We start from the raw sequence: 15,129 nt of genomic DNA, 5'->3' as shown, positions 1-15,129 counted from the left end.
GATGCCGCTTCCGTCTCCTTTTCGCAGGTGACTCCGGGTGCGGATGCGGAAAATGGACGGCAAAAGTGCGGGCGGTGGTCCTGCGGAACGTGTCAGACTGAGCGGCATGGGGGACGTGGCTCTCAGAATTGATGATGCGACCGTCGTGTGGCTGCGGGCCGAAGACCCGGCCGCCACCCGCCGGCCGGACGCGCACGAACAGTCCGGCGCACAGCCGCCGTCCGGCGGCGGCCGACGGCAGCAGCCCGACGCCGACGGTGAGTTGGAGCTGCCCGAGGAGTTCGGCTCCGCCCAGCCGGTCAGCGTCGACAGCCGGATGAGCCGGGCGCTGACCCGCGGCGGGGCGGCCCTCGAAGAGGCCCTGCGGCCGCTCGGCGGCGTCCTCGGCCAGATCCATCGCTCGATCTCCAACAGCAGCCATCGCCCCGACGAGGTCACCGTGGAGTTCGGCGTCACCCTCGGCTCCGATCTGAGCCTCGGGGTGTTCTCCGGCAAGGGAGACGCGAGCTTCAAGGTCTCGGCCACCTGGAATCTCGGCAGCGGCACGGGGGAGCCCGGCGGGACGGCCCCGTGATCGCAGGCGCAGGCCCGGACACCCCGCTCCAGCAGTCCTTCGCCTCCGTACGCCATGGCGACCACGCCATCGGCGCCGGGGTGCTGGTCGCCGACCGCCTCGTCCTGACCTGCGCCCATGTCGTCAACAGCGCACTGGGCAGGGACCGTTTCGCCCAGGAGGCCCCCGGACCCGGCGACACCGTCACCCTCCGGCTGCCCCATGTCGCGGCAGGCCATGACCTGACCGCACGGGTCTTACGGGAGATGTGGGTGCCGCCGCGGGCAACGGCGGCCGGGAGCGCCCCCGTCGAGCCCGGACGGGTGCCCTACCACGGCGATCTCGCCGTCCTGGAGCTGACCGGCGCCGCGCCCGAGGGCGCCGAACCGGCACCGTTCCTCCAGCACAGCTACGCCAACGAGACCATCGCCTTATGGGCCAGCGGCAATCCGCTGCCCACGGTGCGGGCCGTGCCCCGGGTCTCGGCGCCGCCCTGGATCGCCCTGGACGTGCTCGGCGGCGCCCAGGTCACCGAGGGCTTCAGCGGCGGGCCGCTGTGGGACCGCGAGCGGCAGGCCGTGGTCGGCCTGGTCGCGGCCGTGCACCGCGCCCCCGAAGGGGCAGCACCCGGGAGCCGTCCGACGACGATGTACGCCATCAGCATCCCGGCCATCGAGGCCGAACTCCCCACTCTTCCGCCCTCGGCGGTGCCCACCGCCCGGCGCGGGGTCCAGCAGCTGCTCACCGCGCTGGAGCGCGTACTGAAGGGCCGCGAGGCGGTGCTGGCCTGCGAGGAGCGGCTCGCCGCCCGGCTCGGCCGGCCCTCGGCGGGCCCGGCGGCCGACCTGGAACGGCTGGCCGGCCTGGCGGTGAGCATCCGCCGCGGCATCCCCGAACTCCTCGACCTGGTACGGGACCACGAGCCGCCGGCCGCCGACCCCTACGCCCGTGAGGACTGGGAGCGACTGCGCCGCGCCGCCCGTACGGTCCGCCCCGGCGAGTACCTGACCACACGCCAGCGCCGCGACCTCTCCGGCCTGTTGGCGCACTGCACCCGTACGGACCCCCGGACCCTCCTGGAAAGCGTCCTGCCGCACGCCCCGGAGCTGCCCGCCGTCACCGGTCTGGCCGACGCGATGGACGCCCTGGAGGGCTTCAGCTCCACCACCGGGGCGCCGGTGCCCCCGTTGCTGCAGGGCGTGGTGCGGATCAGCGTCGAGGAGCGCGCGGCCGGTGCGTATCCGGCCGAGGACCTCGACGCCTGGGTCGAGCGGATCGCCGCCCGGTCGGGGGTCGACGAGGCGGCGGTCAGCCAGTTCCGCGCCGATGTCACGGCCGCCGCGGCCCCGGTCCGCACCCCGGCGGCCGGCCTGCCGGCCACCGGCACACCGGCCACCGCACCCCGCGTCCAGGTGGAGCTGCTGCCCACCCCGACCGGACGCCGCTTCACGTACCAGATCTGGACCTTCGCCGACCGCCAGCCGCACCGGCTCGCGCTGGTCCGCGACGCCGAGGCGGGCAGCGAGCAGGTGGTCGACGACATCCGCCGGGTGCTGCGCACCGAGGTCCGGGAGGACCCCGAAACCGCCCTGGTGGAGTACTTCCTGCCGTCCGCCTGGCTCGGTCTGGACGTCGACTCCTGGGAGTCGCCCGACAGTGACGAGGACGGGCCGTTCGCGCCCGGGATCACCCGGCGGGTCGTGGTGCGCACCACGGAGCGCTCCCGGGAGAGCTACGCCGGCTGGAAACAGCGCACCGCCGCCCTGCCGCACGCCAAACGCCTGGTCCTCGACCACCGGCACACCGACCGCAAGGTGGCCCGCGCCCAACTGGAGGTGCACCGCGACGCCGGTACGGTCATCGTGTGCTGCGAACCGGACCACCACGGAACGCTGTTGCGCCAGTGCGTCCAGGCAGGCGTCCACACCGTGCTGTGGCACCGCGCCGAACACGGCGCCCACATCGCCCAGGACCTGCTGGCCCTGGTCGACGGCACCGACCACGCCGAGGTACCCGAGGTGGTGCGCCTGGAGCGGGCCAAGGCGATGGCCGAGCCGGAGAGCGTGGTCCACCACGGCCGCCGGCTGTCCCTGCTCTATGACGCGCCCGACCATCGTCCCCCACAACTCGCCCCGGACGCCTGGGTGCTGACCCAGCCGTGAGTGCCGGAGCGTGGACGCAGCAATGAACGAGGAGAACGTGCGGTGACCGGACAGAGCGCAGCAGGCGCACACGACGACCCGGGGGCGGAGCCGGAGGACTGGTGGGTGTTCCGCGGGCCCGCACCGCTGCCCGCCCCGCCGCCCTGGCGGCACCTGCCCGCCGGCCGCGGGACGGCGCCCCGCGCCCCGTACCTCCTGGAGCGCAACGAGATCTCCGTCGTCAACGCCGCCCTGCATCTGCACCGTCCGCTGCTGGTCACCGGCCGCCCCGGGGCCGGCAAGAGCTCGCTGGCCCGCGCCGTCGCCGAGGAACTCGGGCTCGGTGAGGTACTGCGCTGGTCGGTCAACAGCCGCTCCACGCTCCAGGACGCCCTCTACCGCTACGACGCCGTGGGCCGCCTCCGGGAGGCCTCACTGCGCCGTGAGCGCGAGACCCCGCACGGCTCCGCGCGCCGCCCCCGGGCCCGGCGCGCCACCGCGGCCGGCGACATCGGACAGTACCTGCGCCTCGGCCCGCTCGGCAGCGCACTGGCGGCCGGCCGCCCCCGCGTCCTGCTCGTCGACGAACTCGACAAGGCCGATATCGATCTGCCCAACCACCTGCTGGTCGTGCTGGAGGAGGGCGAGTTCGAGATCCCGGAGCTGGCCCGGCTGCCCGAGCACCAGCAGGAGGTCCAGGTCCTGCTGAGCGGAAGCCGGGAGCGGGTCGCGGTCCACCGCGGAGTGGTCCGCTGCACCCACTTCCCGGTCGTCATCATGACCAGCAACGGCGAACGCGACTTCCCGCCCGCCTTCCTGCGCCGCTGCGTACGGCTGGATCTGCCGGAGCCGACCGGCGACCGGCTGCGGAAGATCATCGAGCACAACCTGGGCGAGCATGCGGTCGCCGCGGCGGAGGACCTCATCGAGGCCTTCCACCAGCGTGCGAAGACCCAGACACTCGCCACCGACCAGCTGTTGGCCGCGGTCCACCTGCGCATCAGCGGCGCCGACCTCACCAAGGAAGAGCTCCTCGCCGCCGTGCTGCACCGCCTCGACGAGTCCATGTCGCCATGATCGACCGACTGCGACAGGCGATGTCGGCCGCCGGCTACGACCTCGGGGCCACGGAACTCCTCGATGTGCTGTGGCTGTCGAGGGCGATGGAGGGGCGTACGGCGGCCGAGGCGCCGGGGGAGCCGGGGGAGTCGGGGGAGCGTGTGGGTGGGACGGGGAGTGGGAGCGGTGCCGGGGCCGAGGGGGCTGAGGAGGCAGCGGGGCGCGAAGGGCCCGAGGGTGCGCGGGGGGAAGGCGCCGGGGCCGGCGGTTCGTCCGACGGGCGGTCCGGGGCCGGGGCTGTGGATACGGCCGATGCTGCCGATGCGGTCGCCGATCGAGCAGGCCCCGCCGGCCCTGCCGAGCCCTCGGATCACGCGGACCTGCCGCGCGGCCCTGGCGAGGGCACCGACCTCACCGACCTCACCGACCCCGCCCCCACCACCGGTCCCGGCGACACGGCCGCACCCGACGACGAGCCTCCGTCCGGGCCCTGCGACCCGCTGACGCCCACCGTTCCGCCGCGTCGCGCGCTGTACGCCATGGGGAGTCAGGGCGGTGCGCCGGGCGCGGAGCGGGCCCGTACCGCGCGGGTCCCCGGCGGGCGAGCGCTGCCCGACGCCCAGCAACTGGGCCGGGCGCTGCGCCCGTTGCGCAGGTCCCGCGACCACCCGCACCGCACCGTCACCGATATCGAGGCCACCGTCCGCCTCGCCGCCGAGACCGGTTTCCTCGATGTCGTCTCCCGCCCGGACCAGGAGCGGCGCTGGTCGGCCGTGCTGCTCGTGGACTGCTCGCCGTCCATGCAGGTCTGGGGGCCGCTCGCGGCCGAGCTGCGCGCGCTGCTCGCCCGGAGCACGGTCTTCCGCTCCGTCCGCATCCTTCCGGTCGACCCCCAGGACCCGAGCGGCCCGGCGGGGCGCCGGCGGTCCGCGGGCGCGGCGGTGACCTTCCTGCTGACCGACGGTACGAGCCCGGGATGGCGCAGCCCGCAGGCCGTACGCGCCCTCGCCGCCTGGGGCCGTGGCGGCCCGCTGGCCGTACTGAACCCACTGCCCCGGCGGCTGTGGCGCGGCACCGCCCTGGACGCACGGCCCCGGCTCCTCGCCGCACCGGGCGAGTTCGACCCCCTCGGACGGCTCATCGTCTGCGATGGGCTGAGCGGTGAGCGCGATCCGGAGGCGGACGGCCTCCTCGCGCTGCCCGTGCTGCATCCGACCGCCTCCGCGCTGGAGCAGTGGGCCGGGCTGCTCACCCGCCCCGGAGTGCCGCATCTGATCGAAACGGTGCTGCTGGACGAGGCGCCCCCCGCGTCGGCGCGGCCTGCCGCACCACACGGCACGGCCGAGGAGTTGCTGGCCCACTTCCGGGGAGCCTTCTCCCCCGAGGCCTACCGTCTCGCCGTCCGCCTCTCCGCCATCCGTCCCCTGACCACACCCCTGATGCAGCTGGTACGCGCCGCCACGATGCGGGACGCCGGGCCCACCCATGTCGCGGAGATCCTGCTCGGCGGCCTGCTGGAGCGCACCGACCAGGCACGGGGCGCGGCCGCCGCGCACACCCTGGACCGTGCCCTGGGAGCGCCGCCACCGGGCCAACTCGTCCAGCCCGTCTACGACTTCCGGCCCGGCGTACGGGAGCTGCTGTTCAGCGGACTCGGCGCCGAACAGGCCGTGGAGGTCGTCGAGGCGGTCGGCCGGTCCCTGGAGCCGTACATGGGACGGCTGCCGGACTTCCCGGTCCTGATGGGGGACGAGGAGGGGGAGCTGCGGCTGCAGGCGTCGGCGCGGGCCTTCGCGGTGCTGGCCAGTCCGGTGCTGGAGCGGATGGGGGGTGTGGTGCCGGAGCAGACGGACCCCGTGGTGCCCCCGCAGCGCCGTCCCACGCCCCCGCCCCCGCCGCCGCCGCGCTTCGGCGTCCTCGGTCCGGTGCGTGCCTGGCGCGGTGCGACGCCGCTCGCACTGGGCGGTCCGGAGGAACGGGCGCTGCTGGCCGCCCTGTTGCTGCGGCCGGGGCACGCCGCGAGCGCGATCGAGCTGCTGCCCGACCTCTGGGGCGACCGGCCGCCGCCCACCGCACTCTCGTCGCTGTATGCCTGCGCCAGCCGGCTGAACACGGCGCTCGGCGCCGACACCGGGGCGACCACCGGCGACGCGGACCTCCTGGTCAGGGAGCAGGACGGGGGCTATGCCCTGCGCCGCCCCGACGGCAGTGCGCCCGTCCTCGACGTCGATCTCGACCGGGCCGAGCAGCTGGTCGACCGGGCCCGCCGCGCCGTGGAGCCGGCCGCGGCCCGCCGACTGCGCGACGAGGCACTGGCGTTGTGGGACGGCGAGCCGCTCGCCGGGCTGCCGGGGCCCTTCGCCGCGGACTGGCGGGCCCGGCTGGAACGCTGGCGCAGCGATCTCCTGGACGAGATCTACCGCCCCCTTGCCGAGGAGCCCGCGCCCGGTCAGGCCGGGCCCCGGGCCGACGCGGTGGCCCTGCCGCCCGCGCCGGAGCCGTTCGCCGGGCGGAGCGGGCAGCTCTCCCGGCTGGCCGCCGGACTGACGGGCGGCACGAGCGAGGCCCCGGCCTGCCGTTTCGTCCACGGGCCGGCCGGGGCCGGCAAGACGGCCCTCGCGCTGCGGGCCGCGCATGAGGTCGCGGAGCGGTTCCCGGACGGACAGCTGTTCCTGGATCTGCGCGGCAGCGCCGACGAGGCGGGGGAGCGGGTGACGGCGACCGGCGCCCTCGAAGCGCTGCTGCGTGCGCTGGGCGTGCCGGCCGGCCGCATCCCCCTGTGGCGCGACGCCCGGGCGGCCCTCTACCGCTCGCTGCTGGCCGAACGCCGCGTCCTCATCGTGCTGGACGACGCACCCGACGCCGATGCGTCCGACGCGTCCGATGAGTCCGATGAGTCCGACGCGGCGGACCTGGCCCTCCTGCTCCCCGGTCACACGGGCAAGCCCGGAGGCCGGGGCGGCGCCGTGCTGCTCACCGGCCGTGGGTGCCCGCCGCTTCCCCCGCCCACCGAAGCCGTCGAGCTGGCCGGGCTGACCCCTGCCGAGGCGCAGGAGCTGTTCACCGACCCCGGCCCCCCGACGCTCCGGTGGCTCGACGCGCAACTCTCCCCGCAGGCGCGGCGGGCCTTCCGTCTGCTCGCCGTGACGGACACCGCCGAGGCCTCGTCCGCCGCCTTCTCGTCCGGCGCCGCGGCCGTACTGCTCGATGCCACGGCACAGCGGACCCGCGCCCTGCTGGACGAGCTGCTGGCCGTCGGCGCGCTCCGTAAGGCGGGCTCCGGCCACTACCGCTATAAGGCGGGCTCAGACCACTACCGCTATACGGGCCAACTGCGGCGCCTCGCCTGCCGGTCCGCCGCTCACGAGCTGCCCGAGGCGGCGCGCGACGAGGCCCTGACCCGGCTGCTGACCTGGTATCTGGCCCTGGGCCGGCAGGTGCACGCCCTCCGGTGTCCGGGCGACCGGATGCTCCATGACCTCGTCTGCGTCCCCGACGCCGGCCCCCTGCCCACCACGAAGGACCGGGCCGAGGCCCTGGCCGTCTGGGCCGAGGAGACCCCTGGGCTGCTCGCGCTCGTCCGCCGGGCCGCGCTGCGCACACCGGGGATCGTCCGCCAGGCCGCCGATCTCCTTCTGCTCGCCCAGGTGACGGCGGATTGCGGGGCGCTGTCCGCCGCGTACGAACCGGCCGCCCGGACGGTGGCGGCGCGGGCCGCCCGGGACGGCGACGCACGGGCGGAGGGCCGGGCCCGGGTCGCGCTCGCCGAGGCGTACCTCACGCTGGGCAAGTGCGCCGAGGCGGAGCCCGAGGCGCGGCGCGCGGAGCAGCTGGCCGGCCGCTGCGGCGACCCTCTGACGAGGTTCCGCGCACCGTATGCGCGCGGCCTCATCGCCCTCCACCAGGGGCAGCACGACACCGCGGAGCGGCATCTCACCGCGGCCTGGGAACAGTGCCGCCGCCGCAACGACCAGCTGGGCGAGGCCGATGCGCTCGCCGCGCTGGCCCGGCTCTGGGCGGCGGCAGGCAACAGCGGCGACGCCGTCCTGTTCGCCGAGCGGAGCGTGGCACTCCACCGCCGGCTCGCCGACGGCACCGCCCGGCTCGCACACGGCCGGTACGCCCTGTCCGAAGCGCTGTCGGCGGCCGGCAGGCACGCAGACGCGCTCCGTGAACTCTTCCAGGCGCTGCCCCTCTTCGAGGAGGACCGGCAGCGTCTGTGGGCGGGACGCACCCGCTGCCGGACGGCCGAGGCGATGGTCGCCCTGATCCGGCCCGGCGAAGCGGTGACCGCCGCCGAGGACGCGGCGAAACGGCTGCTGGTGCCGGGCGGCGAACGGTGGCGCGCCGACGCACTGACCGCACTGGGCCACGCCGAGACCGCCCTGGGCCGCAAACAGGGCGCCCAGGCGCACTGGCGCGAAGCGCTCGCCGTCCACGAGGCGTTCGGCACCCCGGAGGCCCGCACCCTCCGTGCGCTGCTACGGGACAAGACGGGAACGCCGACGGCCGGCCCCCACCGGCCCGGCCCCTCCCGCACCGCGGACACCGCACACACCGGCACGACCCTGCGCGACCTGACCGCGGCCATCCGCACCCTGACCGACCAACTACGCCTCCAGCCCACCGACGAGGACCCCGGCCGGGCCCCCTCCGACCTGCCCGCCCCCCTCCAGGCCCTGGACACCCTCGAATCCGAACTCACCACCACACTGGCCGACTTCACCCCCACGACCCACCTCCCCCCCACCGACCTCCACCGCCTCCGCGCAACCCTGGAATCCCTCACCTCCCCCGAGGCCCTGCCGACACCCTCGCCACCCGCCATCACCGAGGCAGCCACAGCGGTCCGCGAACTCGCGCGGCGTATTGGTCCGTAGGAGGGCCGCCCGCCCTGGCACGCCCAAGTCGATTGACGGGGCGGGTGGTTGAGAGGGATTGGCGAGCGGCGATCCGCAAACAGTTCTTTGCGAAGACTTCTTTGCAAAGAACTGTTTGCGGTTTAGGCTGCGCGGCATGACCGACTCCCATGAGAAGCCACCCGGCCCGGACTCCGGGACGACCGCGGCCGTCCTGGACTCGAAGGGGTTGCGTGCCCTGGCGCACCCGCTCCGCCTGCAGTTGGTCGGGCTGCTGCGGAAGCACGGCCCGTCGACGGCCACCCGGCTCGCGGAGCGGCTGGGCGTCAATTCGGGCACGGCCAGCTACCACCTGCGTCAGCTGGGTGCGGCGGGCTTCGTCGAGGAGGACGCCGAGCGCGGGAAGGCACGAGAGCGCTGGTGGCGCCCGGTGCATCAGTCCACGTCGTTCAACGACCCGGACCTGGCCGAGAGGGAGCCCGACGCCGCCATGGCCTATCTGCAGTCCGTCGCGGCCACCTACACCCTGCGCACCCAACGCACGCTCAACGAGCTCCAGACGATGCCCCGCGCCTGGCGGGACACCTTCGACATGAGCGACCGGCCGCTGCGGCTCACGCCCGCGGAAGCGGCGGCACTGCAGGACGAGTTGCGGGAAGTCGTCTCCCGCTACCGGCGGGATACGCCGGAGGGGGTGGCCGAGGCACCCGAGGGTGCCGAGCGGGTCTCCGTGATCACGTACGTCCTGCCGGAGCCGGGAGAGCCCTCCGCGCCGGCCGGCCGTCCCGGTTCTGAGGGAGCGACAGGAGCGGAGACCGCGTGACGGACGACGCCCTGGGCGACGACGGCATATCCGGCAGACGGGCCTTACGGCCGCTGGGCGGGTTGCTCGCGGCGATGGCGGTTTCGTTGACTGGCACCCGGATTTCGGCCATCGCGCTGCCCTGGTTCGTGCTCGTCACCACGCACAGCGCCACCCGGACCGGGCTGGTGGCCTTCTGCGAGATGGCGCCCTACGTCGTCGTGAAGGCGCTCACCGGTCCCCTGGTGGACCGGGCCGGTCCTCGGGTCATCTCCTGGTCCACCGACCTGGTCAGCGCGGCCGCCGCTGGTGCCGTTCCGCTGCTCCATGCCCTGGACCTGCTGTCCCTGCCACTGCTGCTGCCGCTGGTCGCGCTGATCGGTGCCGCGCGCGGCCCCGGTGACCTGGCCAAGGAGGTCATGGTCCCGGAGGCGGCCGAGCGCGGCCGGGTGCCGCTGGAGCGGGCCACCGGCCTGTCTGGTGTCACCGAGCGGCTCGCGGCCACCCTCGGCCCCGCGGTTGGTGGCTCCCTGGTGGCGCTGCTGGGGCCGCTGACGGGACTGGCCGTCAACGCGGCATGCTTCGTGCTGGGATCGCTGATCATCGCCCTGACGCTGCCGCGCGGTATGGGGCGGACGAGCGAGGAAGCCCCGCTTTCTCCGGGGGAGGTGGAGCCGGGTTACTGGCGGCGGTTCGGCGCGGGCTGCCGGTTCCTGCGCAGTGAGCCGCTGCTCCTCACCCTCGTCGTCATGGTCGGGGTCACCAACCTGCTGGACACGGCGTTCACCACGGTGCTCGTTCCGGTGTGGGCCGCAGAGTCCGGCCACGGGCCGGCCGTGATCGGCCTGAACGGCACCGTGGGGGGAGCGGCCGCCGTCGCCGGCAGCCTGGTCGCTGCGGCGATCGCACACAGAATGCGGCGCCGGGTGGTGTTCTTCGCCGGGTTCCTGCTCGCCGGGGCGCCGAAGTTCCTGATCCTTGCTTCCCACGCGCCGATGTGGGCGGTGCTCCTCGTGTTCGCCGCCGGCGGGTTCGGCGCGGGCTTCCTCAACCCGATCCTCGCGGCGCTCTCCTTCGAGCGGGTACCCCGTCGGCTGCTGGGGCGGGTCAATGCCCTGGGCGATGCGCTGGCCTGGGCCGGAATCCCGCTCGGCGGACTGATCGCCGGGGCGGCGGTGACCTCCTTCGGCCTGGCGCCGGTTCTGCTGCTCGGCGGGGCGGCGTACTTCCTCACGACGAACCTGGCCGGGCTGCGACCGGAATGGCGGGAGATGGACCGCCTGCGCGGGCCCACCGTCCGGGAACGGCGCCCCGGTGCGGGCGACCGGGCGACCGGCAGTCCCCTCACCAAGTGACACTGCCACGGGAAGGAGGCCCCAGCCTCACCCACCACCCGCCACGAACTCCCCCAACACCGCCCCGAGTTCCGCCGGTGCGTCCTCCTGGACCAGATGGCCCGCGTGCTCGATCAGGTGGAGACGGGAGCCGGGGATGCGGGCGGCCAGTTCGTGGCCCTTGGTGGGTGGGATCCAGGTGTCCTGGGTGCCCCAGCAGATCAGGGTCGGCAGGGCGAGCTCGCCGTAGCGGCCTTCGATCTCGTCCGTGAAGCGCTGGTCGTTCTGGGCGATCTGGCGGTAGAAGGCCGGCCGGCCCTCGTCCGTGCACCACGGTTCGACCAGCCGGTCGAGGACCGCCGGGTGCAGGCCGGCGTGGCTCGCGGAGGAGACGTACTCCCGCACCAGCGCGCGGTGGAGGTCCCGCGGCAGCTGTCCGAACACCTCGGGGTGTGCGCCCAGCAGCCGGTACGTGGGCGAGCCCCAGGGGGCCAGCGCCACCGGGTCGACGAGTGCCAGCCGCGCATAGCGCGCACCGTGCAGCAGATGTGCCCGCAGGGCGACACAGCCGCCGAAGTCATGCGCGACCACGGCCGGCCGGGCCGCCTCCGTGGCCAGGCCCCAGTGGGTGAGCAGCTCCGTGAAGACACGGGCCTGGGCGCCGAGTGAGACGTCCTGGTCGGCGTGCTTCCCCGAGGCGCCGTAGCCCGGCATGTCCCAGACGAACACCCGGTGCCGTGCGGCGAGGGCGCGGGCGACACCCCGCCAGACGTACGACGAGAAGGGCGTCCCGTGCAGCAGGACCACCGCCGGTGCGTCCGTCTGCCCTTCCCCGAGCACGGCCCACCGCACCTCGTCGCCCGACGTGCTGCGGAATGTCTGGTCCAGAAGCCACTGTGTCATGAGTGTCAGGCTAGTGACTCCTTACAGAGGTGTCGAGGGGGCGGGCGTCGAGGGCGGGACGGGCCGGCCTATGGGCCGCCAGGGAAAGCCGGCCGGTGGGCTGCCTGCTCGCTCCCCGGCGTACGGCGCTCCCGCGCGCTGCGTATGCGCCCCCGGAGCCGACCGCGCCAGCTCGTAGAATCGTGCGCACCATGGTTTACCTCGACCACGCCGCCACCACCCCGATGCTCCCGGAGGCGGTGCAGGCGATGACCGCCCAGCTGACCGTCACCGGCAATGCGTCCTCGCTGCACGCCGACGGCCGGCGGGCCCGGCGTACCGTCGAGGAGGCGCGCGAGTCCCTCGCCGTCTCGCTCGGCGCACGCCCGAGCGAGATCGTCTTCACCGCGGGCGGCACCGAGGCCGACAACCTCGCGGTCAAGGGCCTGTACTGGGCGCGCCGGGCCGCCGACCCGGCCCGTACCCGCGTCCTCGCCAGCCCCGTCGAGCACCATGCGGTCCTCGACGCCGTGGAGTGGCTCGCCGAGCACGAAGGCGCCCGCGTCGAGTGGCTGCCGGTCGACAGCTACGGCCGGGTGCACGCCGAGGGGCTGCGCGCGGCCCTTGCCCAAAACCCCGCCGATGTCGCGCTCGCCACGGTCATGTGGGCCAACAACGAGATCGGTACCATCCAGCCGGTGCGTGAACTGGCCGATGTCGCCGCGGAGTTCGACATTCCGCTGCATGCCGACGCGGTGCAGGCCATCGGTCAGCTGGAGGTCGACTTCGCCGCCTCCGGGCTCGCCGCGATGACGGTCTCCGGCCACAAGATCGGCGGACCGTACGGCATCGGCGCGCTGTTGCTGGGCCGCGAGTACGCCCCGGTGCCGGTGCTGCACGGCGGCGGCCAGGAGCGGCACGTCCGCTCCGGCACCCTCGACACCCCGGCCATCGCCGCCTTCGCCGCCGCCGGCCGCCATGCCGTCGCCCACCGCGAGGACTTCGCCCGCGACATCGGCGCGCTCCGCGACGACCTGGTCAAGGCCGTCCGCGCCGCCGCCCCCGACGCCGTCCTCGGCGGCGACCCGGACCCCGCCGGCCGGCTCCCCGCCAACGCCCACTTCTCCTTCCCCGGCTGCGAGGGCGACTCCCTCCTGCTCCTCCTGGACGCCCAGGGCATCGCCTGCTCCACGGGCTCCGCCTGCACCGCCGGCGTCGCCCAGCCCAGCCATGTCCTGCTGGCCACCGGCATGTCCCCGGACCTCGCCCGCGGCACTCTGCGGTTCTCCCTGGGGCACACCTCCACAGCGGAGGACGTGGCGGCCCTGGCCGAGGCCATCGGGCCGGTCGTCGAACGGGCACGGAGCGCGGGCCTGAGCTAGGAGTGCGGGCCTGAGCCAGGAGTACGGCCCTGAGTCAGGAGTGCGGGCCTGAGCCAGGGGGTGGCCGAGGGCCTGTCCGAGGGGTGGCGTGGGCCGTGGCGCCCGGCGCCGGGGCCCGTGCGCCTCAGGTCTTCCGCCCGGGCTGTACGGGCGGGCTCTCACCCGCCCGTACGGGCTTGCGCAGCTCGGCCCGTACGAGCCGCAGATAGCGGTCCCAGTCCCAGTGCGGCCCCGGATCGGTGTGATCCGTCCCCGGCACCTCCACATGCCCCACGAGGTGCTCCCGGTCGGCCGGGAAGCCGTGCCGCCGGCAGATGCCTGCCGTCAGCCGCGCCGACGACGCGTACATGGCATCCGTGAACGACTCCGGGCGGTCCACGAACCCCTCGTGCTCGATCCCGATGCTCCGCTCGTTGTAGCCGCGGTTGCCCGCGTGGAACGCCACGTCCAGCTCGCGGATCAGCTGCGCGACATGCCCGTCCTTGCGGACGACGTAGTGCGCGCCGGCCTCGTGATCCGGGTCCTGGAAGACGTCCAGCGCGGTCGCATAGCTTCCCTGGACGACATGGATGACCACCCGGTCGATCCCGTAATCCGCCGGCCGGTCCGCCCGCCGGTAGTTCTCCGGGGACGCCGCCACCCACTGCGCGCCCCGGTGATCCACGGCGCCGGCCTTGCGTGGCTTGTCGTTCCCCGGCAGCCGCCACCACCACTGCGCCAGCACATCGCGCCCCGCGAACGCCGCGGTCCCGGCGGCGACCGCACCACCACCCCCGATCCACAAGGCCCTGCGCCGCGTGATGGCGGGTGTGGCCTCCTGGCCGCCGCCCTTCTCCCCGTCCCTGTTCCCCATGCGCTGCATAACGCTTTCGGCCCTGTCGGCGGTTCCGTCTACTCTGGACTGGCTATGACTGATGACGCTCCCCGCCGCCTCCGCGTACTCGCCGCCATGTCCGGCGGCGTCGACTCCGCCGTTGCCGCCGCCCGCGCCGCCGAGGCCGGCCATGACGTGACCGGTGTGCATCTCGCGCTCTCCGAGAACCCGAAGTCGTTCCGCACCGGCGCCCGCGGCTGCTGCACGATCGAGGACTCCCACGACGCCCGCCGCGCCGCCGACGTCATCGGTATCCCCTTCTACGTCTGGGACCTCGCCGAACGCTTCCGTGAGGACGTCGTCGACGACTTCATCGCGGAGTACGAGGCCGGGCGCACCCCGAACCCCTGCCTGCGCTGCAACGAGAAGATCAAGTTCGCAGCGCTCCTGGACAAGGCCCTGGCGCTCGGCTTCGACGCCGTCTGCACCGGCCACTACGCCACGGTCGTCCTGCGCGAGGACGGCACCCGCGAGCTGCACCGCGCCTCCGACATGGCCAAGGACCAGTCGTACGTCCTCGGTGTCCTCGACGACCGCCAGCTCGCGCACGCCATGTTCCCGCTAGGCGACACCCTCACCACCAAGGCGGAGATCCGCGAAGAGGCCGCCCGCCGCGGTCTGTTCGTCGCCAAGAAGCCGGACAGCCACGACATCTGCTTCATCGCCGACGGCGACACCCAGGGCTTCCTGGCCAAGCGGCTCGGCACGGCCCCCGGCGACATCGTCGACGAGTCCGGCAACCGCCTCGGTACGCACGAGGGCGCGTACGGCTTCACCATCGGCCAGCGCAAGGGCCTGCGCATCGGCCACCCGGCCGCCGACGGCAAGCCGCGCTATGTCCTCGACATCTCCCCGGTCGACAACACCGTCACCGTCGGCCCCGCCGCCTCCCTCGACGTCATGGCGCTGACCGCGATCCGCCCCCGCTGGTGCGGCCGCCCCCCGACGGCCGGTCCCGCGACGTACACGGCCCAGCTCCGCGCCCACGGCGGCGAGACCGAGGTCACCGCCGAGCTGATCGGCGACGCCGAGCTCCAGGTGTCCTTCACCGAGCCCGTCCGCGGTGTGGCCCCCGGCCAGGCGATCGTCCTCTACGACGGCACCCGCGTGGTCGGCTCGGCCACCATCGCCACCACGGAGCGGGCGGTGCGCGCCGAGGCATAGGCGGGCGCCCCGGAGGTGTTCCGGGGGAGGTGCGAGCCACTACGGTGCGTCGCGCCGACCTGACAGCAGTACGGCTCCC

At 74.4% G+C, this 15,129-nt stretch carries 10 protein-coding genes; 8 read left to right on the top strand and 2 right to left on the bottom strand.

The genetic code is table 11. The features are described 5' to 3' along the window. Positions 1 to 106: 106 nt before the first annotated feature. From SLV14N_RS11780 to SLV14N_RS11755, 6 genes are all read left to right on the top strand, one after another. Positions 107 to 574 (top strand): CU044_2847 family protein, encoded by a 468-nt coding sequence (locus SLV14N_RS11780; RefSeq protein WP_208680886.1) that lies wholly within the window; start codon positions 107 to 109, stop codon positions 572 to 574. Then, positions 571 to 2,715, top strand: a complete 2,145-nt coding sequence (locus tag SLV14N_RS11775) for a serine protease (protein WP_263269277.1) — start codon at positions 571 to 573, stop codon at positions 2,713 to 2,715. The genes SLV14N_RS11780 and SLV14N_RS11775 overlap by 4 nt, the downstream gene beginning before the upstream one ends. A 42-nt stretch (positions 2,716 to 2,757) precedes the next feature. Continuing rightward, entirely contained in the window at positions 2,758 to 3,771 is a 1,014-nt protein-coding gene (locus tag SLV14N_RS11770) for a MoxR family ATPase (RefSeq protein ID WP_263269276.1), read from the top strand. Then, positions 3,768 to 8,633 (top strand): SAV_2336 N-terminal domain-related protein, encoded by a 4,866-nt coding sequence (locus SLV14N_RS11765; RefSeq protein WP_263269275.1) that lies wholly within the window; start codon positions 3,768 to 3,770, stop codon positions 8,631 to 8,633. The genes SLV14N_RS11770 and SLV14N_RS11765 overlap by 4 nt, the downstream gene beginning before the upstream one ends. Before the next feature lie 136 nt (positions 8,634 to 8,769). Continuing rightward, the gene (locus SLV14N_RS11760) at positions 8,770 to 9,435 is read left to right on the top strand and encodes a transcriptional regulator (protein WP_208680882.1); all 666 of its coding nucleotides are present in this window, start codon (positions 8,770 to 8,772) and stop codon (positions 9,433 to 9,435) included. Further along, positions 9,432 to 10,769 (top strand): MFS transporter, encoded by a 1,338-nt coding sequence (locus SLV14N_RS11755; RefSeq protein WP_208680881.1) that lies wholly within the window; start codon positions 9,432 to 9,434, stop codon positions 10,767 to 10,769. Before SLV14N_RS11760 ends, SLV14N_RS11755 begins: the two co-directional genes overlap by 4 nt. A gap of 27 nt (positions 10,770 to 10,796) precedes the next feature. On the opposite strand, the gene SLV14N_RS11750 is transcribed toward SLV14N_RS11755, so the two are convergent. Next, positions 10,797 to 11,651, bottom strand: a complete 855-nt coding sequence (locus SLV14N_RS11750; protein WP_208680880.1) for an alpha/beta fold hydrolase — start codon at positions 11,649 to 11,651, stop codon at positions 10,797 to 10,799. A gap of 191 nt (positions 11,652 to 11,842) precedes the next feature. Here SLV14N_RS11750 and SLV14N_RS11745 point away from each other — a divergent pair, with 191 nt between their 5' ends. Then, a complete protein-coding gene (locus SLV14N_RS11745) occupies positions 11,843 to 13,012 on the top strand; it encodes a cysteine desulfurase family protein (RefSeq protein WP_208680879.1) in 1,170 nt (389 codons plus the stop codon). Positions 13,013 to 13,136: 124 nt separating this feature from the next. Here the strand turns inward: SLV14N_RS11745 and SLV14N_RS11740 are convergent, their stop codons facing one another. Next, on the bottom strand, positions 13,137 to 13,865 hold the full coding sequence (locus SLV14N_RS11740) for an N-acetylmuramoyl-L-alanine amidase (RefSeq protein WP_208680878.1): 729 nt from the start codon (positions 13,863 to 13,865) through the stop codon (positions 13,137 to 13,139). A gap of 54 nt (positions 13,866 to 13,919) precedes the next feature. Here SLV14N_RS11740 and mnmA point away from each other — a divergent pair, with 54 nt between their 5' ends. Next, positions 13,920 to 15,050 carry a tRNA 2-thiouridine(34) synthase MnmA gene (mnmA, locus tag SLV14N_RS11735; RefSeq protein ID WP_018087264.1) on the top strand — a complete coding sequence of 377 codons (1,131 nt, stop codon included), beginning with the start codon at positions 13,920 to 13,922 and terminating at the stop codon, positions 15,048 to 15,050. The last annotated feature ends 79 nt before the right edge of the window (positions 15,051 to 15,129 follow it).

The sequence above is a fragment of the Streptomyces sp. Je 1-4 4N24 genome (genome assembly GCF_026239515.1).
Classification (GTDB): Bacteria; Actinomycetota; Actinomycetes; order Streptomycetales; family Streptomycetaceae; genus Streptomyces; species Streptomyces nigrescens.
Note: the sequence above shows the minus strand (reverse complement) of the source record. Positions and strands in the feature narration are given on the sequence as shown.